This window comes from Belnapia moabensis DSM 16746 (assembly GCF_000745835.1).
Lineage (GTDB): Bacteria > Pseudomonadota > Alphaproteobacteria > Acetobacterales > Acetobacteraceae > Belnapia > Belnapia moabensis.
Window position 1 is genome coordinate 1 of the sequence record NZ_JQKB01000079.1, and the last position, 18,796, is coordinate 18,796.

Consider the following 18,796-nt stretch of genomic DNA (forward strand, 5'->3'; position numbering starts at 1 on the left):
CTGCAGATAGCCGTGCACCGTGCTCCGCGGCGGCAGGTCGCGTGGCAGGTGACGCCACTGGCAGCCGGTCTCCAGCACATACAGCAAGCCGTTCAGCACCTCGCGCAGGTTCACCGAACGACGGCGCCCGCCGCGCTTGCCGGGCCGGATCAGCGGCGCGATCAGCGCCCACTCCGCATCTGTCAGATCGCTCGGGTAGCGTAGCCCCTCGCGCCCGTACCGCTCTCGATCCGCTGCCGTCCACATGGCAGGAGCTCCGCTGTCTCCATCAATGTCCTGCCACAACGCATTCAGAATGCAGCAGTTCTTCGTGGACGGGCTCTCAAGCAAGTCGCTCTACTGGCCACAGGTGCCTAACACCCTCTAAATACTGAACTGGTCCTCGTCGCACGAAACACGCTTCTTGTAGAAGAAGCTTCAAAACGAAGGACGCCAGCAAGCGCACCGCCCCGCCTCAAACGGGCATCTGGTCTAGCATGTCGACGCGAGGCCGCGCGCGGCCCGGCTATGGATTCATGCCCAAGCCATCGCCAGACGCATGAAGACTCGCGGGAAGCTTGCTGACGTGCGCGTTGACCACGGGAGTGTGCTGCTGTTCGGACGCGAACCACGCGATGGTAGATTTCAGTCCGGTGCTGAGTGGAATGCGTGGCGACCAGCCCAGAAGCTCGTTGGCGCGGGCGATACTGGGTCGGCGCCGGCGCGGATCATCCAGTGGCAAGGGACAGAACACCGTCGACGAGCGCGAACCTGTCAGAGCGATGACCTCCCCCACCAGTTTTGCAATCGTCAGCTCCGCAGGGTTGCCAAGATTGATCGGGCCGTCCAGGGGGGTCTCACACGCGCCAAGCCGCACCAACCCATCCACCAGATCCTCGGCGTAGCAGAAGGACCGGGTTTGCGTGCCGTCGCCATAGACAGTGATCGGATTGTGGGCCAGCGCCTGGGTGATGGCATTGGAGACGATGCGGCCATCATCGGCTCGCATCCGCGGGCCGTAGGTGTTGAAGATCCGGGCGACGCGGACATCAACGCGACCCATCCTGGCGTAGTCGAAGGTCAATGTCTCGGCGGCGCGCTTGCCCTCATCGTAGCATGCACGTGGTCCGGTCGGGTTAACATTGCCCCAGTAGGTCTCGACCTGTGGATGGATCTCGGGATCACCGTAAATCTCGCTCGTCGATGCCAGGACGAACCGGGCTCCCGACGCCTCGGCTAGGCGGAGTAGGTTCCGCGTGCCGAGCACGCAGGTCAGCAGAGTGTGCTCCGGATCCGCCTGGTAGTGCGGCGGCGAAGCAGCGCATGCGAGGTTGAACACGGCGTCGATTTGAAGCCGGCCGAGGCGCGCGGGCAGCGCATCGATAACATCCGCCTCAATCAGTTCAAAACGTGGCTCGCGCTGAAGATGCGCTAGGTTGCGCGCCCGTCCGGTGCGGAAATTGTCGATGCTTATGACGTCGACATTCTCCGACAGAAGAGCATCGCAAAGATGCGACCCGAGAAATCCCGCGCCGCCGGCGACGACGGCGATCTTGCGCCGCATCTTGCTCATGATGTCGCCCTCTCACCTGAGCCGCTGCCGGCCTGCTCCGGACTGGGCGAGTAGCCGCGCAGATAGGCTTCCAGTTCCGCAGCGCGATGGGCAGCAGTGTGATAAGAGCACACACGTCGCTGTACGGCGACGGCCAGGGCCAATCGGCGGGACTCTTGGACTTCCAGCAGCGTCTGCAGCACGTCCTCGGGTTCCCTCACGAGGATAATGTCCTCGCCCGGAACAAAAATCTCATCGATGCCAGCCCATATATCGGAAAGGATGGGGGTTCCGCAGGCGCCGGCCTCGAACAACCGGACACTCGGGCTGTAGCCCGCTCGCACCATGTCATCGCGGGTGACGTTCAGCGTGAAGCGGCTCATGGCGTAGAATTCGGAATGCGCGCCCGGGGGCACATGCTCGAGCCGTTCCACATTGTCGGGCCAGCAGATGTCCCCCGGGTATTGCGGACCGGCGACGACGAACCGCAGCTGCGGCGCCCGTCGCGCCGCCTCGAGCAGCAAGTGCTCCAGCTTCGGTTGGCGGTCGGCACTGTAGGTGCCGAGATAGCTGAGATCCCAGCGATGCGGCAGCCCGAGCGGGCGGTAGGCTTCGGCATCCACAGAACAGTATAGCACCCGCGCGGCCGGCGAGCCGTACTGGCCCATCAAGCGTTCGAGCGTCGGTCCGCCGGTGAAGGAGAGGTACAGATCGTAGCCGGGGATTTGCCGGGCAGCCAGGTATTCCTCGTCGCCCCGCTCGAGCTTCGCTAGCGTCACCGGCGTGTCGATGTCGTAGAAGGCAGTGATCCCCCGGGCGATACGCTGCACCAGCGCGCCGACGGCAACACCCTCCGGTACATAGGAGCCGACAATGACCGCATCGGCATCGGCGATGACCTCGCGCCAGCGGCCCAGTTCGGCGAGGTCGCGGTAGAATTCCAGGCGGCAGAAGCCGGGATCGCCGAGGTCGCGATGCGCAGCATACCACGGTACGTCGCGTTCGAGGAACAGCACGTCATGGCCGCGCGCAGCGAAGGCGTTCAGCAGGGCGCGGTAGGTGGTCGCATGGCCATTGCCCCAGGAGGAGGAGAGGCTGAGGCCGAGCACCACGACCCGCAAGGGCGGAGGAGCCACAGGCATCATGCGACCACCGGGGCACGCTTGCGGGAGGCTTCCTCGCGCAGCAGGGCATCCACCTGCGTGCCGCGTCGGGCGTAGGTGTGCTCAGACAGGATGCGCGCGCGTGCCGCCTCTCCGATTGCGCGGGCCCGTGCAGGAGTCAGTTGCCGGACATGCTCGGCGACTTCTGCGCCATCGCGGGCGACCAGCACCTCCTCGCCTTCCCGGAGGAAGAGCTCGAGGCCGACCCAGGCATCGGTGATCAGGCAGGCGCCGGCGCCCGCCGCCTCGAAGACGCGGGTCGCCGGGGAGAAACCAACCGCTGCCATGCTGTCGCGGGCGATGTTCAGTACCGCGAGGCCGGAGGTGTTGAAGGCGTTGTGCTCGCGTGTGTAGACATGCCCGATATGCCGCACCTGCGGTGGCATATCCTTGGTCTCCCAACCATTGCCACCGATCAGGAAGCGCCGCTCCGGCAGCATCGCGGCGGGGCGCAGGAAGAACTCCTCGACCCGCGCCTCACGGTCTGGCAGGCGGTTGCCAAGGAAGGACAGGTCGGCAGCGAAGCGCGGCTCGGCCGCCACCGGGTGATGGGTCTCCGGGTCGAGAGCATTGTAGACTGGCACGCAGCGGCGCGCGCCGAAACCCTCATAGGCCTCGACCACCGGCGGCCCACCACCATAGGTCAGCACCAGGTCGAGCGCAGGCAATGTGCGGCGCAGGCAATGGTCCGGGTTGCCGCGCAGCTCGGCCAGGGTCGCCGGTGCGTCGACATCCCAGAAAATGCGGATGGCATGCGGCGCCGCCGCTGCCATCACGCCCTCGAGCAGCGCATCGTCGAACACCCCGACGCCGCTGGCCTTCACTACCACATCGGCCTGGCGCGCCTCGCCGATCACCTTGCGCAACGCCGCCTCGGTGGCCGGGTAGACGCGCACCATCGCCCAGTCGGGCGGGTCGATGTCGCGGTGCTGTTGCCGGTCGAAGGCGTCGGGCTCGTAGAAGGTGATCTGGTGGCCGCGCCGGTACAGATCGCTGATCAGACCACGATAATAGGTCGCAGCACCATTCCAGTAGGAGGACAGCAGGCTCGAGCCGTAGAACGCAATCTTCAAGAACTGGCCTCCATAGCCATGGGGACGTCCCGCAGCCTGCCGAGGATCGACAGCAGCTCCGCTGCCCGATGGGCGCAGGTGTGGCGGGCGCAGATGGTGCCCAGCCCGCTCGCGACCAGGCTGGCGCGCAGATCGGCATCATGGCGAATGGCGGTCAGGTGGCGCGCCATCGTCGCCCCGTCCTGCGCCACGAGATAGTCCTTGCCCGGGTGGAACAGCCCCTCCGTATCCTGCCAAGGCGAGCAGACGAGAGGGATCCCACAGGCCAGCGCCTCGAAGACCCGGATGGTCGGGATGCCGGGGAGTCGGTCGACATAGAAGCGCCGCGGAACATGAACCGTCGCAAGATGGCGTGCGAACACCTCCGGCGCGCGTGCATTGGGCAGCCAGCCCCGATACCTCGCACCATAGGCCGCAAGCGTCCTTAGCGCGTCGTCCGGGTAGCGCACGCCATGGATGTCGAGTGCCAGGGCGGCGACCTGCGCGGGTGCCAGCAGAAAATGCTCGAGCTCCTCGCTGCGCTCGTCGTCGCCCCAATTGCCGATCCAGACCAAGCCCTCCCGTCTGGCTTCCTCGGCAGGCGGATGGAACAGCTGTGTGTCGGCGGCCTCGTGCCAGACATGGACCCTATCACCCCAACCCCATTGCCGATAGACCGCGGCCAGCGTCTCGCCGAAGGCAAGCACGCCATCATAGCCGTCGAGGTCGAAATGCCGGAACGCGTCGGGGTCGCTGACCGCCCGATGATGGGTATCGTGGAACAGCAGGACGAAGCGGCCGCCATTGCGCCGCATCCGGCCGAGCGCCGCGACCAGCCACGGCTCGTTCCATTCATGGACGACGATCAGGTCGGCACCATCGGCCGCTTCGGCCAGATCGGCCTCACTGTCAAAGGTGTGGGCCTGTAATTCAGGATAAGCCGCGCGGAAGGCGTCGAGGCCGGCCGGCCCATGGTCGCGCAGCAGGTTCTCCAGGCTCCAGGCTTGGGCCGGCTGCCAGGTCGCCACCTCATGGCCTCGCAACAGGAACTCCCGCAGCACGCCGCGGAGGAAATGCGCGTTGCCGTGGTTCCAGCAGGAATCTAGGGAATGGGTGAAGTAGACCAGCTTCACGCCGCGACGTCCTTTTGCATCGAACCACATTGGCCGGCGAGAAGCCGGCGGTAAGCGTCCAGCATGGTGGTAGCCTGAATCTCGACCGTGAATCGTTCTGCCCGTTCCCTTGCCGCAACGCCCGATGCAACCCTGCGTTCCCGGTCCGCCGCGATATGCTGCACCGTGGCGGCGAGTGCGGCGTCATCGCCGGGCTGCACGAACTCCGCAACCCCGTCCCACAGCTCGCGGAAGCCAGGAATGTCCGACAGGACCAGCGCGCACCCAGCCTGCGCCGCCTCCAGCACCGCCAGGCCGAAAGGCTCATATCGGGCCGGTGCGACGAAGATGGGACGTGTGTCCAGGAGGTGGGCGAGCGTGGTGTCCGAGAGCCGTCCGAGCAACCGCAGATGCCGCAGCTCGACCTGGGCGCCATTCGGGCCGCGCGTGTCGCCGGCGGCAAGAACCGGAATCGGCAGCCTGGCTGCCGCTCGGTCGAGCGTCGCCATGTCCTTGCCCTCGTCCCAGAGCCGGCCGGCCGTGAAGGCAGCATCCGCCGGTATGGGCTGCGCAGCGGCAGGGCGGGCCATCGCCCGCCGTCCATTGTAAATCACCAGCGGCGGTTGCCGCAGCCTGTAGGTCCGTGCTGTCGCAGTGGCGAAAGCCGCTGTCGGCGCGACTAGGAGCCTCGCCGCCGCATAAGCTTGGCCCGTCAGCTCGGCGCGCCAGCGGAAGTCGTCCGGCAATGGCCCGTCCCGGACCGCCTCCCACCAGGTCGCAACACAGGAATGGCAGGCAATGACGAGCGATGCCGGGAAGGCGGCGCAGGCGGCGGGCGCCGGCGTGTTGAGATGGACCAGATCCGCACCAATCTCCCTCGCCAATTCTGCCAAGGCTTGACCCGAGGCCGCGATCTCTGCCCTCGAGTTGGCGAGCCATTCGAGCGGCAGGCCCGTCTCCAGCAGCCGCAGCCCTCGCACTGCGGCCGCGGCCGCACGCTGGTCCGCCGTCGGTGCGGGACCGAGCACCGCGAGTGTGATCTCCACGCCATGCGGTGCCAAGCCTCGCAGCAGATCGACCGCATAGGACCACACGCCACCCACCGCATCCGCCGTCATCAGCAGCCGGATGCGGGGCGAGGGACTTATCGGCAACATGCAGCCTCGAGTTCGGGCAGCAGGGCCACTCGGTCGTCCTGGATATCGCTCAAGACGGAGAACTGGGCGAGGTAGTGGGTATGCGCCCGCTCCCATGCCTCGTCATCCGGAGCGCCCCAGAGGCGGTGATAGTCCGGCGAACTCGGGTAGGGGTAGAGCGGCACGGGATCGTTGGCCCAGACGCCGCCACGCCGCAGCGCCTCACGCCAGGCTGCGATCATGTCGGGATCGTCACCCGGCGTCTTGATCAGGTTCGCCTGTACGAAAGGCACCCTGCGTTTCGCATGCAGCAGCCGCTCGGTGAGCTCCTCCGTCGACATCCGGCAGTTCTTGTCGAGCGCGGCCCGGCCCTCCGGCGTCAGACTTTCCACCCCGGCCTCAATCGAGACGCAGCCCGCCGTACCAAGGAGATCGAGCATCTCCGGTTTCCAGAGGTCGAGGCGGGTCTGGATACCGAATTGCAGGTTGCGGCCGACCAGGGCTTCCAGCAGGGCGCGCTGCGGCAGGAAGATCTCGTCGATGAAGTAGACATATCCGACGCCCTGAGCGATCAGCCCGTCCAACTCGTCGAGCAATGGCACCAGGGGGCGCCGCCTGTACGCGTCGCGGAAGTCGATCTTGGCGCAGAAGGAGCAGGAATAGGGGCATCCGCGGGAGGCCTCGACCTCGGCGCCAGGCACCGCCGGCTGCGCGTCGAAGCGATGATGATGGTGGTGATGTCGTGCGATCCACGAATCCGGCCAGCGCAGCGCAGGCAGCGTTACGAACGCACCGGCATGCGGCGCACCGGCGACCCGGATCTCGTCGCCTTCCCGGAAGGCGATGGCCGGCACCCGTGCGAGGTCGCCTTCGCCGGCAAGCCGGAGGATGATCTCCTCGCACTCGCCGCGGACTACCACGTCGACGCCGAGCTTACGCAGGGCGGCCGCTGGTGTTGCCGAGCCGTGGGGGCCGACCGCGACCGTGCGACCGCCCCGGCCGTCGAGGGCCAGGAGGAACTCCCGCGGGACGCGAAGCTCCGGCGGTGCGCACCGCCAGAACATGTAGCTGGGCGCGGTCGTTACGACGGTCATGTCAGGTTGGAAGGCGACGACCTCGGCCACCGCTTCAGTCAAGGGCAAGGCGAAGAGATGCGCGTCCACCATCAGAACGACGTGGCCAGCGGCCTCCAGCAGCGCCTTGCTATAACCGAGCTCGAGCGGCAAATGCGGCTCACGGCAGCCAAAATAGATGCTGCCATCGAAGCGCCAAGGCGGGTTGACCAGCGCGACCCTCATGGCAGGGCCTCCGCAGGATGCGACGGAGTGGCCGCAGCGGTTGGGGTGTGATTCTGCCCGCGCAGCCAGTCCGCCAGGGCGGCGAGGCCGTCCTGCCAGGGGGTCGGTGGCCACAGGCCGAGCGCCCGAGTCGCCAAGCGCGTGTCGGAGACGTAGTAGCGCTGGTCGCCCGCACGCCAGTCGCCGTGCTGCACCTGGACCGGCGAACCGAGCAGCGTGCCGATATGCTGCAACACCTGCCGCAGGCTGACCGCATTGCTCGGGCCGCCGCCTAGGTTGAAGGCGCTGCCGCGCACCCGACCGATATTCCGCCAAGCCGCGACATAGGCATCGACAGCATCGTCGACGAACAGGATGTCACGCACTTGGCAGCCATCGCCGAAGACACTGACCGGCTTGCCTTGCAGGGCGCGGATCAGGAAATGCGCGACCCAGCCCTGGTCCTCGGTGCCCATCTGCCTAGGGCCGTAAATGCAGCTCATGCGGAAGACGGCGGTTGGGATGCCGAAGCTCCGTGCATAGTCCAGCACATACTGGTCCGCCGCACCCTTGGAGCAGCCATAGGGAGTGTGGAACTCGAGCGGCCGGTCCTCGCCGATGCCGTTCAGACGGATCTCCTGCGCTTCCGGCCGGTAGGCGTCGTCCTCAAGCCGCAACGCGAGATCGGCCAGGTTCCCGTAGACCTTGTTGGTGCTGGCAAAGACAAGCGGCAGATCCTCCCGGGCGCGCCGCACGGCTTCGAGCAGCAGGGTGGTTCCCTGCAGGTTGGTGCGGAAGTCCTCGACGGGATCCTCAAGGCTGGTGGTGACCGCGACCTGCGCCGCGAGGTGGAACACCGCACCGGCCTCCCCGACCGCGCGGCCGAGCTCGCCGGCCTCGCAGATATCCGCAATGATCGGGATGATGCGGCCAGCGTGCCGGTCCCGCAGCCATTCGAGATTCGCCTGGACGCCAGGGCGCCGCAACGCGTCATAGACCAGGACGCTGTGGCCTTCCCTCGCCAAACGGTCAGCCAGGTTGGCGCCGATGAACCCCGCGCCGCCGGTGATCAGGACCGGCCGACCTTTCGCCGTCACGCCACCAGCCCCCGCGCGGCGAGCTCATTCCTCGCATGGCTGACGCGATCTTCCGCCTGCTGCAAGGCGACCCACTCCGCCAGTTCGCTAAGCCCATCGACAAAATCGCAGCGGGGCTCGAAGCCGAGCACGGTGCGTGCCAGGTCGAGATCCGGGATGCAGTGGCGGATGTCGCCGGCGCGCGCCTTGCCGGTGATCTCGGGGGCCATGCCGTGCTTCCGCATCGCTCCGGCAAGAAGCTGGGCGACCTCCGCGACCGTGCGGTCGACGCCGCTGGCGATGTTGAACACGCCGCCCGCGGCGGCGGGATGCTCCAGCGCCAGGACGAAGGCCTGGGCCACGTCCTCCACATGCACGAAGTCGCGGCGCTGGGCGCCATCCTCGAAGATCATTGGCGGCTGGCCGTTGTGAAGGCGGGAGGCGAAGATCGCCAGCACGCCGGTATAGGGGTTCGACAACGCCTGTCCCGGACCATAGGCGTTCCATAGCCTGAGCGCGACGCCTTGCATGCCATAGGCAGGAGCGAGGGTGAGCGTCAGGCGTTCCTGCATGTATTTGGTGATCGCATAGACCGAGGCCAGCGCTGGCCGCTTGGTCTCCGGCGTCGGGATCGGGATGAGCGGCCGCCCGGCTGAATCCAGCGGGTCCCAGGATGCCGTAGAACCCGTGCGCGGGACCCGGATGACATCCTCGTAGCAGCGCCCTTCCGCATCCCGGTAGAGTCCCTCGCCATAGATGCTCATGGACGAGGCGACGACGACTCGGCGCACGGGCTTTTCAATCAGGCCCTGGAAGAGGACGGCAGTACCGTGGTCGTTCACCGACACGTAGCGATCGATAGCGTACATGCTCTGGCCAACGCCAACCTCGGCGGCGAGGTGGACCACGCAGTCCACACCCTGCAGCGCACGGGTAACCGCAGCAGCGTCGCGCACATCGCCGATCTGCAACTCGACGTCGGGGCCAAGAAGTTCCGGATCAGGCTGCTGGCCGTGAACCTGCTCGATGAAGCTGTCCAGAATTCGAACACGGTGCCCACGCACGAGAAGCGCCCGGGTGAGATGCCTGCCAATGAAGCCGGCGCCGCCGGTTATGAGAACACGTTCCGACAACTGGGCGCCTCCGCATGATAGTGTCGCCGGCTATGGCGGCAACGCCGCGACAGCTTGGCTGGTATGGCTTGCCGGACGCAACCCGGTATTGTCACCCGCTCCGGTCATCGCCAGCATCCAAGAGAGACAAACGCATCTTGATTCGATTCGTATCCGCGGCAGAATCGGTGTTCACCCGAATTTGTTGTGGGGCAAGTTTATAACGGTGGCGCCAATCGCGCTGTTGCGCGTTCGGTCCGTGCTCATTGCCGCGGCTATATGGTTGCGTGCCATCTGATTGCGGCTTTACGCCTAGGCATAAGCAGCGACGTGTCATGAGGAGATCGACCTTGGGCTCCAGATCAGTGCGGATTGGCTTGGTCGGTGTCGGCAATTGTGCGTCATCCTTCGTTCAAGGATTAGCTTATTATCGCGATTTCAGAACGGATGGTGCTGACCCCGGTCTGATGACGCAGGAAATCGGCGGCTACCGTGTCGCTGACATCGTCATTGCCTCAGCCTTCGACATCGCCGCTGCCAAGGTCGGGCGCGACGTGGCGGAGGCCATTTTCGCCTCGCCCAACAACACGGCCCGATTCGCAGCGCCTCCACTCACGGACGTAATGGTCGAGCGCGGCAGGACCGCTGATGGTCTCGGGCGGTATCTACGCGATGAACTGCAAGAATCCGATGAGCCGGAGGCGGATGTGGCGGAGACACTGCGCCGCACCGGAACTGAGGTGCTGGTGTCGTACTTGCCGGTGGGTTCGCAGCAGGCGACCGAGTGGTATGCCGAGCAGGCCCTCAAGGCTGGTTGTGCCTTCGTGAACTGCATTCCGGTCTTCATAGCATCCAATCCCAACTGGCGCGAGCGGTTCGAGGCGCGGCGGTTGCCGCTGATCGGCGACGATATCAAGAGCCAGGTCGGCGCCACGATTGTGCATCGGGTATTGACCAACCTGTTCCGTGAGCGTGGCATTCACCTAGACCGCACCTATCAACTGAATTTTGGTGGCAACTCCGACTTCCTGAATATGCTGGAGCGGGAGCGTCTGGTTTCCAAAAAAATATCGAAAACTCAATCAGTCACCAGCCAGATGGATGTGGCGCTGCCCGACGGTGACGTGCATGTCGGTCCGAGCGACTTCGTGCCATGGTTGGGCGACCGCAAGTTCGCGCATATCCGCATGGAGGGTACCGGCTTTGGCGGCGTGCCGCTGAATTTGGAGCTCAAGCTGGAGGTCTGGGATTCGCCCAATTCGGCGGGCATCGTCATCGACGCGGTCCGCTGCGCGAAGCTTGCTCTGGATCGCGGCGTCGGCGGCGCGCTGGTCGGCCCTGCGAGCTACTTCATGAAATCGCCGCCGCAGCAGTTCACCGATGCCGAAGCCCGGGAAAGGACGCTCCACTTCATCACCGGCGAGGGCTGAGGCGGGTGGCGACCACGATCTTCCTGGTCCGCCACGCAGAACACGAGCTGCTCGGCCGCGTGCTGTGCGGCAGGATGCCGGGCGTCTCGCTCGGCGATGCCGGCCGGCAGCAGGCACGGCAACTCGGCCGCCGGCTGCAGCGGGAGGGTCTGGCAGCGCTCTACACGAGCCCGCTCGCCCGGACGCGAGAGACGGCGGCGGTGATTGGGCAGCAGTGCGAGCTCACTGCGGACATCGCCAGGGAGTTTGACGAGATCGAATTCGGAGGTTGGACCGGGGCATCTTTCGACCGGCTCAACCCGAATCCGGCCTGGCAGAGGTGGAATGCCGAGCGCGCCAGCGGGCGGCCGCCGGGCGGCGAATCGATGGCCGAGGCCCAGACCCGGGCCGTCGCGGGCATGCGGCGACTTGAGGCCCTGCATCCCGAGGCGTCCATCGCAATCGTCAGCCATGCCGATGTCATCAAGTCCGTCCTGGCTTGGTGCCTCAACCTATCGATGGATTTCCACGCGCGATTCGAGATTGGTCCCGCCTCTGTCAGCGCCGTGGCGATGTGGGGCACAGGGGCGAAGGTGCTTTGGATGAATGAGGCCGTGACATCATGACTGCCATTCTCGATGCCGACGAGATCCGACGCCGGGCAACGGCGCTCGGCGAATGGTTCCACAACATCGATCTTCGCGGCGTGCCGACCGCGCCGAATCATTTCCTGGGGGATTACCCCACGGTGAAGTGGCGCCGCTTCGCCGAGGCCGTCCCGCAGGACCTCACCGGCCTCAGCGTCCTCGATATCGGCTGCAACGGTGGGTTCTACTCGCTCGAGATGAAGCGACGTGGCGCGGCGCGGGTGCTTGGCGTCGACTCCGACGAGGGCTATCTCGCCCAGGCACGCTTCGCCGCGGAGGTATCCGGGCTTGACATCGAGTTCCGCGAGCTTTCGGTCTATGATGTCGGAGCGCTCGGTGAGAAATTCGACGTGGTGCTGTTCATGGGGGTGCTCTACCACCTGCGACACCCACTGTTGGCGCTCGACCTGATCCACGAGCACGTCGCCCGCGACTGTCTGGTGTTCCAATCCATGCAGCGCGGGGCCGGCACGGCCGCGCCGGTGCAGGAGGACTACGACTTCTGGGACACGGCGGAGTTCGACCGGCCCGACTGGCCCAAGCTTCATTTCATCGAGCACCGCTACGCGCATGACGGGACCAATTGGTGGGTGCCGAACCGTGCTTGTGTCGAGGCCATGTTGCGCAGCGCCGGCTTCGCCGTCACCGCCCATCCGGAGCCGGAGGTCTATATTTGCCGGCGTGTCGACGCGCCGGCCGGCGCCGCAGCTGTCTACCCTGTCAGGGAGCGCCGGGCATGATCGAAGCGGCGATGATCTGGAACGAGCCCAACAACAAGTCCCATTGGGACCCGGAAATCGATCCTGACTGGAGCCTGTTCGCCTCCATGGCGAAATCCGCCTGCCAGGCGATCCGGTCAGTGCATCCGACCTTGCCGCGCGTGCTTGGCGGCATCTCGCCCATCGATCCGAGCTTCATTGAGAATCTGAGCGGCAAGGGCGTGCTCGAGCACCTCGATGTGGTCGCGGTGCATGGCTTCCCGCTGGACTGGAACCTTTGGCAGATCGGGGAATGGCCGGCTAAGATTGAGGAGATCCGGGCCGTCACCAGCCTACCAATTTGGGTTTCGGAGGTCGGCGTGTCCTCCTTCGGGGCGGAGGAGGTCCAGGCCTGGGGGCTGAAGCGCACGGCCGAGCTGCTGGTCGGCCAAACCCCGCGTATCCACTGGTACAGCCTGTACGACCTGCCGCGGGCCTGGGGCGCCACAACCCGGCACCGCGAGGCGGAGGGGTCTTCCTACTACCGACATTTCTACATGGGGCTACTGCGGGAAGACGGCACGCCGAAGCCGGCGCTCGAGGAGTTCGGCCATCACACGCCGGCCGTTGGCCTCTGCCAATGGTTCCATTTCGAGGATCCTCGGCTGGACGAGGCGGTGGCCTGGATGCGGCGGCTGGGCGTCAGGTACCTGCGGACCGGCCTGTCCTGGGCCGACAGCTTCCGGCCGAACGCGCTAGCTTGGTTCGACCGGCAGATGGAGGCGCTTGCAGAGTTCGACGTGACGGTCACCTTCTGCTTCACGCCGGAGCATCGCGGGATCGCGCCGCACCATACCAGCCCGCCGTTGTTCGAGGCGGAATTCGCGGAATTCTGCGCCAGCATGATCCAGCGCTATGCACGCTAGGGCGACCGCGGAACCGTCCGGCGCGGCAAGGGTTGTTATCCTGTCGGCCGTCCGGCCCGAGGCGTCCATCATGGCCAAGGATAGTGCCTCTTTAGCGGAGGAGGAGAATCGTATCGCAGCGCGGGAAGCAGCGTTGCGCTATGTCTCGGACGAGGCGCCGGGCATCGGCCGGCGGCGCATCGGCAAGGGGTTCAGCTACCGCGCCCCGAAGGGCGGCGCGGTGCGCGATCTCAAGACTCTCCAGCGCATCCGGTCCCTAGCGATCCCGCCAGCCTGGACCCAGGTCTGGATATGTCCGCATGCTGACGGCCATATCCAGGCAACGGGGCGTGACGAGAAGGGGCGGAAGCAGTACCGCTACCATCCCCGCTGGCGCGAGGCACGGGACGCCGCGAAGTTCACCCATATGGTGGAGTTCGCCCATGCCCTGCCGCGCATCCGTGCCCGGGTCGAGGCTGACCTGCGCCTCACCGGGCTGCCACGCGAGAAGGTGCTGGCGACCGTGGTCCGGCTGCTGGAGACGACCCTGATCCGCGTCGGCAACGACGACTATGCGAAGCAGAACCAGAGCTATGGCTTGACAACCCTGCATGAGGACCATGTCGAGGTTGAGCGTAGCCGGCTGCGCTTTTCCTTCAAGGGCAAGAGCGGCAAGATCTGGAACCTGCAGGTCTCGGACCGCCGCATCGCTCGCATTGTTCGCGAATGCCAGGACCTGCCCGGGCAGGAATTGTTCCACTATGTCGATGCCGATGGCTCCGTCCGCAGTATCGATTCCGGCGACGTCAACGACTACCTGCGGGAGGCTGCGGGGTGCGAAGTCACCGCGAAGGATTTCCGCACCTGGGCGGGCACTGTCCTCGCCGCCCTCGCGCTCCAGGAATTCGAGAAGTTTGACACCCATGCCGCGGCGAAGCGCAATGTGAAGCGCGCCATCGAGCATGTGGCGAGCCGGCTCGGCAACACGCCGACGATCTGCCGCAAATGCTACGTGCATCCCGGCGTGCTCGACCACTATCTCAGCGGCAGCTTAGTGCTGCAGATCAAGGCTGAGGTCCAGACGGAGCTGCGCGACGAGGTATCCTGCCTCAAGCCCGAAGAGACGGCGGTGCTTGGCCTGTTGATCGGTCGTCTAGAGCATGAGGAGCGACGCGCCGCATGAGGCGCAATGGCTGCCATCACGGTCGGATACCGGCCTGATGCGGTTTGTCATCTTCGGCCTGACTATCACATCTTCCTGGGGCAATGGTCACGCGACCCTGTGGCGAGCCCTGTGCCGCGCCTTGGTGCGGCGTGGCCATAGCGTTGTCTTCTTCGAGCGCGACCTGCCCTATTACGCCGAGCACCGCGACCTACATGGCATGCTAGGCGTCGAGCCGGTGCTCTATGCCGATTGGGGTGAGGTCCGGCAGCGGGCGGCGCAGGCGGTGGCGGCGGCTGATGTTGCCATCGTCACCTCCTTCTGTCCCGACGGAGTCGCGGCATCCGACCTTGTCCTCGGCTCCGACGCGCCGGCGCGGGTGTTCTACGACCTCGATACGCCGGTGACGCTCGACCGGATGGCGGCCGGCGACTGGCCGGACTACCTGCCGCGGCAGGGGCTCGATGGGTTCGACCTGGTGCTGAGTTATACCGGTGGCGAGGCGCTGGTGCGGCTGCAGACGCAACTCGGTGCGCGCCGTGTCGCCCCGCTTTATGGCAGCGTGGATCCGGACGCCCATCGGCCGGTTGCGGCGGTGGGGGGCTACCAGGCCGATCTCTCCTATCTCGGCACCTATGCGGCGGACCGACAGGAGGCGTTGGAGCGCCTTTTCGTGGAGCCGGCGCGGCGGCTGCCGGATTGTCGCTTCGTCATCGGCGGCGCGCTCTATCCGCCGGATTTTCCCTGGGCGCAGAACATCTTCTTCGTCCGCCACATGCCGCCGGCGGAGCATCCAGCCTTCTTCTCCTCCTCGCGCCTGACGCTGAACATCACCCGGCGGGCGATGGCGGCGATGGGCTGGTGCCCGTCCGGCCGGCTGTTCGAGGCCGCGGCCTGTGGCGCGCCAATCCTGACGGATTGGTGGGAGGGTCTCGATGCCTTTTATGCACCGGGCGCGGAGGTGTTCGTCGCGGGATCGACCGGGGACAGCCTGGCGGCGCTCGGCCTGAGTGACGCCGAGCTTCGCCGCGCTGCCGGACAGGCGCGGGAACGCACCCTTGAGGAACACACTGCCGATCGGCGGGCCCTCGATCTCGAGGCCGCGCTGGAGAGCATCAACGCGCCAATGGCGACAGGAGGCTGAGCATGTGGGGCATTATCCCGGCCGCAGGCATCGGGAGCCGCATCCAGCCGCTGGCCTTCTCGAAGGAGTTGCTGCCCATCGGCAGCCGGATCGAGGATGGGGTCGAAAGGCCGCGGGCCGTCAGCGAGCATCTGATTGAACGCATGGTCGCCGCCGGCGTCGACAAGATCTGCTTCGTCATCGCCCCGGGCAAAAGTGACATCATCAACTACTACGGGGCCCGCATTGGCAACGCCAGCATCGCCTATGTGGTCCAGCAGGAGCCCAGCGGGCTCTGCGACGCCATCTTCTGCGCCCTGCCGCTGATCGGGCCAGAGGAGCCCGTGGTGGTCGGGCTGCCCGATACGATCTGGTTCCCGGAAGCGGCGCTGGCGCCCCTGCCGGCTGACCGCTTCTCCTTCCTGCTCTTCCCGGTGGAGCGGCCGGAGCTGTTCGACGCGGTGGTGACGGACGAGGCGGGCCGCGTCCTGGAGATCGAGGTGAAGCGGGCTGGCGCGCGGAGCCGCTGGGTCTGGGGCGCCTTCAAGATGCCGGGCCGCGTGCTGCACGAGTTGCACGCGCTGTGGCGTCGGCCGGAGCGCAACGACGAGTATATCGGCACACTGGTCAATGCCTGGCTGGCGGCCGGTGGCGTCGCCCATGGCGTTCGCACAGGCGAGGTCTATGTCGATGTCGGCACGCTGAACGGTTACCGCGAGGCGGTTTCACTGCTGGCCGGACGGCCCGCGCAGGCGAATTCGACGGTGGTGCCCTTCCGGGTGCTGCAGCAGCGCGGCGTGCTCAATGCGGCAGCGAAGCGGCCGGACCAGTCAATGATCACCGGGGCGCTGGCGGGGGAGTAGCCGTGGTGCCGGACTTCCTGGCCTGGCTGGCCTCCGGCAGCAACCTCACCGACTGGCGCCTGCTGGGCGTCGCGGCGGGCGCGCGGGTCTCCGGCGAGCCCCTGCGGGACTTGCAGGCGCATCGGGGGCAGGCTGTGGCGCTCGGCGATCTGCACTGGGAGATCGCGAACCGCGAGATCCTCAGATCGAGCTTCGCGGCGCTGCTGCGGCTGCACGCCGCCCGCTGTCGCCTGCGCGATGAGGGCGGCGTCCTGCGGGCGCGCGAAACCGACAGGCATTTCTGGAGCGTCGAAGACTGCCCGCCCTTCCGCCGGCGCCTCACCTTACGGAGCGGCGACTGATGCGGTGCCTGCTGATCGTGCTCGACAGCGTCGGCGTGGGTCATACGCCCGATGCCGGGGATTACGGCGATGCCGGCGCCAACACGCTCGGCCATCTCCTCGCCACGACCGGCCTGCGGCTGCCGGCGCTCTGGTCGCTCGGCCTCGGGCGCATCATGGGCACCGATGGCACGCCGGCCGCGGCGAGCTGGGGCCGGATGCGGCCACGCTCCGCCGGGAAAGACAGCACCACCGGGCATTGGGAGATCGCCGGCGTGGAGCTGGCGCAGCCCTTCGCGGTGTTCGAGCATTTCCCGCCCGAGCTTGTGCAGGCGATCGAGGCCGAGGCAAATGTCCATTTCCTCGGCAACCTGCCGGCGAGCGGGACGCAAATCATTGCGGAACTCGGTGGGGAGCATTGCCGCACGAGGCGGCCCATCCTCTACACCTCCGCCGATTCGGTGCTGCAGATCGCGGCGCATGAAATCGTGGTGCCGGTGGAGCGGCTGATGGAGATCTGCACCATCGCCCGCCGCCACGCCGACCGCTGGCGCATTGGCCGGGTGATCGCACGGCCCTTTATCGGACAGGAGGGCGACTTCCACCGCACCCCGCGGCGGCACGACTTCGCCATGCGGCCGCCGCTGACGATCCTCGATGCCCTGGCCGGGGCCGGCCTGCCGGTGAGAGCGGTCGGCAAAACCGCCGATCTCTTCGCCGGCCAGGGGATCACCGAATCCTGGCCGACCGCCTCCAATGCCGATGGCATGCGGCGGATCGAAGCCGTGTGGGAGGCAACGCGGGAGGGGCTGGTCTTCGCCAACCTGGTGGATTTCGACACGGAGTACGGCCATCGGCGCGACGCGCCGGGCTATGCGCGGGCGCTGGAGGAGTTCGACCGCTGGCTGGCCGGCTTCCTCCCGGCCTGCACCGGGCAGGACCTGCTGATCATCACGGCCGACCATGGCAACGACCCGACCTTCCGCGGCACCGACCACACGCGGGAGGAGGTGCCGCTGATCCTCCGCCAGGCCGGGCGCCCGTTGCCGCTCGGCACAAGCGACGGCTTCGCCGACGTGGCCGCAACGATCGCGGCGTATTTCGGCATCGGCCCCTGGCCGATCGGACGTTCGCTTCTGCCATGACGGCGGATGGCCCGGTGCTGGAGGCCTATCTGTCGGGCGCGATCTCGGCGCCGGTCGCGCTGATGCGCCTGCTGCTCCCTGGAACCCCGCCGGCGGCGCTGGAGCGGCAGGCGGCCGCGGCGCCGGATGCCGCGGCGGGCGAGCGGCTGCGGCGGCTCCTGGATCTGGCGCGGCAGCACCGGGACGGGCTTGGGTTGCTCGAACGCATGGTGCAGGCCGGCGCGGCGCATGGCGGCGAGGCGGATCCGGCTGCGGCCATCGCCGCCAGCCGGGCGATGTTCGACCGTCTCGTTGCCATCAGCCCGGAGGCGAGCGTCGCCGCCTATACCCTCGGCGATGCCGGGCTGCTGCGGGCGGCGACTGATGAGTTGGTGGGCTGGCTGGAGCGCCAGGACCTGCTCTCGGGGCGGCCGGTGGTGCTCGACCTCGGCTGCGGCATCGGCTGGCTTGCCGCGGCGCTGGCACCGCAAGCCGCGAGGTGACGGGGCTGGATGTCTCGCCCGGGATGATCGCAGCAGCGCGGCAGCGTTGCGGGGGCTATGACAACCTGCGCTTCGCGGTCAGCTCTGGCCATGACTTGGCTGGGGTGGCCGATGTCTCCTGCGACCTCGTGCTGGCGGTGAACGTGTTCCCGTATCTGGTGGCCGGTGGCATGGCACTGGCCGCCCGGCATGTCGCGGAAGCGGGGCGGGTGCTGCGCAGCGGTGGCAGCCTGGTGATCCTCAATTTTATACCAAATCCCACTGATCAGAACCGATGCGCCCAATCGCGCAGTCCGATGGACATGATAGTCCAGGGCTGCTCGACGAGGCGGTTCCAGGCGCGACAGCAATGGTCGACGATGTCGTCGTAGCAGCGGAAGATGCGGTTGGAGAGCCAGTTGTCCCGCAGGAACTGCCAGGTGTTCTCGACCGGGTTCAATTCTGGACACTTGGGCGGCAGCGGGATGAGGGTGATGTTCGGCGGTACCTCGAGCCTGTCCGATAGGTGCCATCCGGCTTGGTCGAGCAGCAGCACGGCATGCGCGTTCGGCGCCACAGCGGCAGCGATCTCGGCGAGATGCAG

At 66.7% G+C, this 18,796-nt stretch carries 21 protein-coding genes; 11 read left to right on the top strand and 10 right to left on the bottom strand.

From position 1 onward, the window contains the following. The 9 genes from EP26_RS25455 to EP26_RS25495 form a co-directional block, all read right to left on the bottom strand. Nucleotides 1–246 (bottom strand): transposase (locus tag EP26_RS25455; RefSeq protein ID WP_043342969.1); only part of this gene is annotated, 246 nt, incomplete at its 3' end. A 259-nt stretch (nt 247–505) separates the two neighbouring features. Beyond that, nucleotides 506–1,552, bottom strand: a complete 1,047-nt coding sequence (locus tag EP26_RS25460; RefSeq protein ID WP_084112977.1) for a UDP-glucuronic acid decarboxylase family protein — start codon at nt 1,550–1,552, stop codon at nt 506–508. Then, nucleotides 1,549–2,667 (bottom strand): CgeB family protein, encoded by a 1,119-nt coding sequence (locus EP26_RS25465; protein WP_157033779.1) that lies wholly within the window; start codon nt 2,665–2,667, stop codon nt 1,549–1,551. Before EP26_RS25465 ends, EP26_RS25460 begins: the two co-directional genes overlap by 4 nt. A 5-nt stretch (nt 2,668–2,672) precedes the next feature. After that, the gene (locus EP26_RS25470) at nt 2,673–3,767 is read right to left on the bottom strand and encodes a CgeB family protein (RefSeq protein WP_043342940.1); all 1,095 of its coding nucleotides are present in this window, start codon (nt 3,765–3,767) and stop codon (nt 2,673–2,675) included. Beyond that, nucleotides 3,764–4,879, bottom strand: a complete 1,116-nt coding sequence (locus EP26_RS25475; RefSeq protein ID WP_043342944.1) for a CgeB family protein — start codon at nt 4,877–4,879, stop codon at nt 3,764–3,766. The genes EP26_RS25470 and EP26_RS25475 overlap by 4 nt, the downstream gene beginning before the upstream one ends. Beyond that, nucleotides 4,876–6,015: a glycosyltransferase family 4 protein gene (locus tag EP26_RS25480; protein WP_043342946.1), complete on the bottom strand. Its 1,140-nt coding sequence runs from the start codon at nt 6,013–6,015 to the stop codon at nt 4,876–4,878. The genes EP26_RS25475 and EP26_RS25480 overlap by 4 nt, the downstream gene beginning before the upstream one ends. Continuing rightward, complete coding sequence (locus EP26_RS25485) at nt 6,003–7,292, bottom strand: TIGR04295 family B12-binding domain-containing radical SAM protein (protein WP_043342949.1); 1,290 nt, start codon at nt 7,290–7,292, stop codon at nt 6,003–6,005. The genes EP26_RS25480 and EP26_RS25485 overlap by 13 nt, the downstream gene beginning before the upstream one ends. Further along, nucleotides 7,289–8,368, bottom strand: coding sequence for an NAD-dependent epimerase/dehydratase family protein (locus EP26_RS25490; RefSeq protein WP_043342951.1), 1,080 nt, complete (start codon nt 8,366–8,368; stop codon nt 7,289–7,291). The genes EP26_RS25485 and EP26_RS25490 overlap by 4 nt, the downstream gene beginning before the upstream one ends. Then, complete coding sequence (locus EP26_RS25495) at nt 8,365–9,480, bottom strand: NAD-dependent epimerase/dehydratase family protein (protein WP_043342955.1); 1,116 nt, start codon at nt 9,478–9,480, stop codon at nt 8,365–8,367. The genes EP26_RS25490 and EP26_RS25495 overlap by 4 nt, the downstream gene beginning before the upstream one ends. A 446-nt stretch (nt 9,481–9,926) precedes the next feature. Here EP26_RS25495 and EP26_RS25500 point away from each other — a divergent pair, with 446 nt between their 5' ends. From EP26_RS25500 to EP26_RS38705, 11 genes are all read left to right on the top strand, one after another. Beyond that, nucleotides 9,927–10,889 carry an inositol-3-phosphate synthase gene (locus tag EP26_RS25500; RefSeq protein WP_245624516.1) on the top strand — a complete coding sequence of 321 codons (963 nt, stop codon included), beginning with the start codon at nt 9,927–9,929 and terminating at the stop codon, nt 10,887–10,889. 5 nt (nt 10,890–10,894) lie between these two features. Next, a complete protein-coding gene (locus EP26_RS25505; RefSeq protein WP_043342958.1) occupies nt 10,895–11,494 on the top strand; it encodes a histidine phosphatase family protein in 600 nt (199 codons plus the stop codon). Then, on the top strand, nt 11,491–12,255 hold the full coding sequence (locus EP26_RS25510; RefSeq protein ID WP_043342960.1) for a TIGR04290 family methyltransferase: 765 nt from the start codon (nt 11,491–11,493) through the stop codon (nt 12,253–12,255). The genes EP26_RS25505 and EP26_RS25510 overlap by 4 nt, the downstream gene beginning before the upstream one ends. Continuing rightward, a complete protein-coding gene (locus EP26_RS25515; protein WP_043342962.1) occupies nt 12,252–13,139 on the top strand; it encodes a glycoside hydrolase 5 family protein in 888 nt (295 codons plus the stop codon). Before EP26_RS25510 ends, EP26_RS25515 begins: the two co-directional genes overlap by 4 nt. A gap of 70 nt (nt 13,140–13,209) precedes the next feature. Continuing rightward, on the top strand, nt 13,210–14,301 hold the full coding sequence (locus tag EP26_RS25520; protein WP_084112978.1) for a DNA topoisomerase IB: 1,092 nt from the start codon (nt 13,210–13,212) through the stop codon (nt 14,299–14,301). 37 nt (nt 14,302–14,338) lie between these two features. Then, complete coding sequence (locus tag EP26_RS25525) at nt 14,339–15,424, top strand: CgeB family protein (RefSeq protein WP_043342964.1); 1,086 nt, start codon at nt 14,339–14,341, stop codon at nt 15,422–15,424. 2 nt (nt 15,425–15,426) lie between these two features. After that, on the top strand, nt 15,427–16,266 hold the full coding sequence (locus EP26_RS33710; RefSeq protein WP_157033775.1) for a nucleotidyltransferase family protein: 840 nt from the start codon (nt 15,427–15,429) through the stop codon (nt 16,264–16,266). Nucleotides 16,267–16,271: 5 nt separating this feature from the next. Next, nucleotides 16,272–16,607: a hypothetical protein gene (locus EP26_RS35400; RefSeq protein WP_157033776.1), complete on the top strand. Its 336-nt coding sequence runs from the start codon at nt 16,272–16,274 to the stop codon at nt 16,605–16,607. Beyond that, nucleotides 16,607–17,731, top strand: a complete 1,125-nt coding sequence (locus EP26_RS25540) for a phosphopentomutase (RefSeq protein ID WP_043342967.1) — start codon at nt 16,607–16,609, stop codon at nt 17,729–17,731. The genes EP26_RS35400 and EP26_RS25540 overlap by 1 nt, the downstream gene beginning before the upstream one ends. Continuing rightward, nucleotides 17,728–18,213, top strand: a complete 486-nt coding sequence (locus EP26_RS25545; RefSeq protein WP_052389679.1) for a hypothetical protein — start codon at nt 17,728–17,730, stop codon at nt 18,211–18,213. Before EP26_RS25540 ends, EP26_RS25545 begins: the two co-directional genes overlap by 4 nt. Before the next feature lie 23 nt (nt 18,214–18,236). Then, on the top strand, nt 18,237–18,584 hold the full coding sequence (locus tag EP26_RS38705; RefSeq protein WP_084112979.1) for a methyltransferase domain-containing protein: 348 nt from the start codon (nt 18,237–18,239) through the stop codon (nt 18,582–18,584). Here EP26_RS38705 and EP26_RS25550 read toward each other — a convergent pair. After that, nucleotides 18,479–18,796, bottom strand: a 318-nt coding sequence (locus EP26_RS25550) for a transposase (RefSeq protein ID WP_043340883.1), incomplete at its 5' end; no start/stop codon positions are given. The genes EP26_RS38705 and EP26_RS25550 overlap by 106 nt on opposite strands.

Coding starts and splice junctions, on each gene's coding strand:
- EP26_RS25460 (WP_084112977.1), bottom strand. CDS start 1,552: ATGAGCAAGATGCGGCGCAAGATCGCCGTCGTCGCCGGCGGCGCGGGA.
- EP26_RS25480 (WP_043342946.1), bottom strand. CDS start 6,015: ATGTTGCCGATAAGTCCCTCGCCCCGCATCCGGCTGCTGATGACGGCG.
- EP26_RS25485 (WP_043342949.1), bottom strand. CDS start 7,292: ATGAGGGTCGCGCTGGTCAACCCGCCTTGGCGCTTCGATGGCAGCATC.
- EP26_RS25500 (WP_245624516.1), top strand. CDS start 9,927: ATGACGCAGGAAATCGGCGGCTACCGTGTCGCTGACATCGTCATTGCC.
- EP26_RS25510 (WP_043342960.1), top strand. CDS start 11,491: ATGACTGCCATTCTCGATGCCGACGAGATCCGACGCCGGGCAACGGCG.
- EP26_RS25515 (WP_043342962.1), top strand. CDS start 12,252: ATGATCGAAGCGGCGATGATCTGGAACGAGCCCAACAACAAGTCCCAT.
- EP26_RS25520 (WP_084112978.1), top strand. CDS start 13,210: ATGGCCAAGGATAGTGCCTCTTTAGCGGAGGAGGAGAATCGTATCGCA.
- EP26_RS25525 (WP_043342964.1), top strand. CDS start 14,339: ATGCGGTTTGTCATCTTCGGCCTGACTATCACATCTTCCTGGGGCAAT.
- EP26_RS33710 (WP_157033775.1), top strand. CDS start 15,427: ATGTGGGGCATTATCCCGGCCGCAGGCATCGGGAGCCGCATCCAGCCG.
- EP26_RS25540 (WP_043342967.1), top strand. CDS start 16,607: ATGCGGTGCCTGCTGATCGTGCTCGACAGCGTCGGCGTGGGTCATACG.
- EP26_RS25545 (WP_052389679.1), top strand. CDS start 17,728: ATGACGGCGGATGGCCCGGTGCTGGAGGCCTATCTGTCGGGCGCGATC.
- EP26_RS38705 (WP_084112979.1), top strand. CDS start 18,237: ATGATCGCAGCAGCGCGGCAGCGTTGCGGGGGCTATGACAACCTGCGC.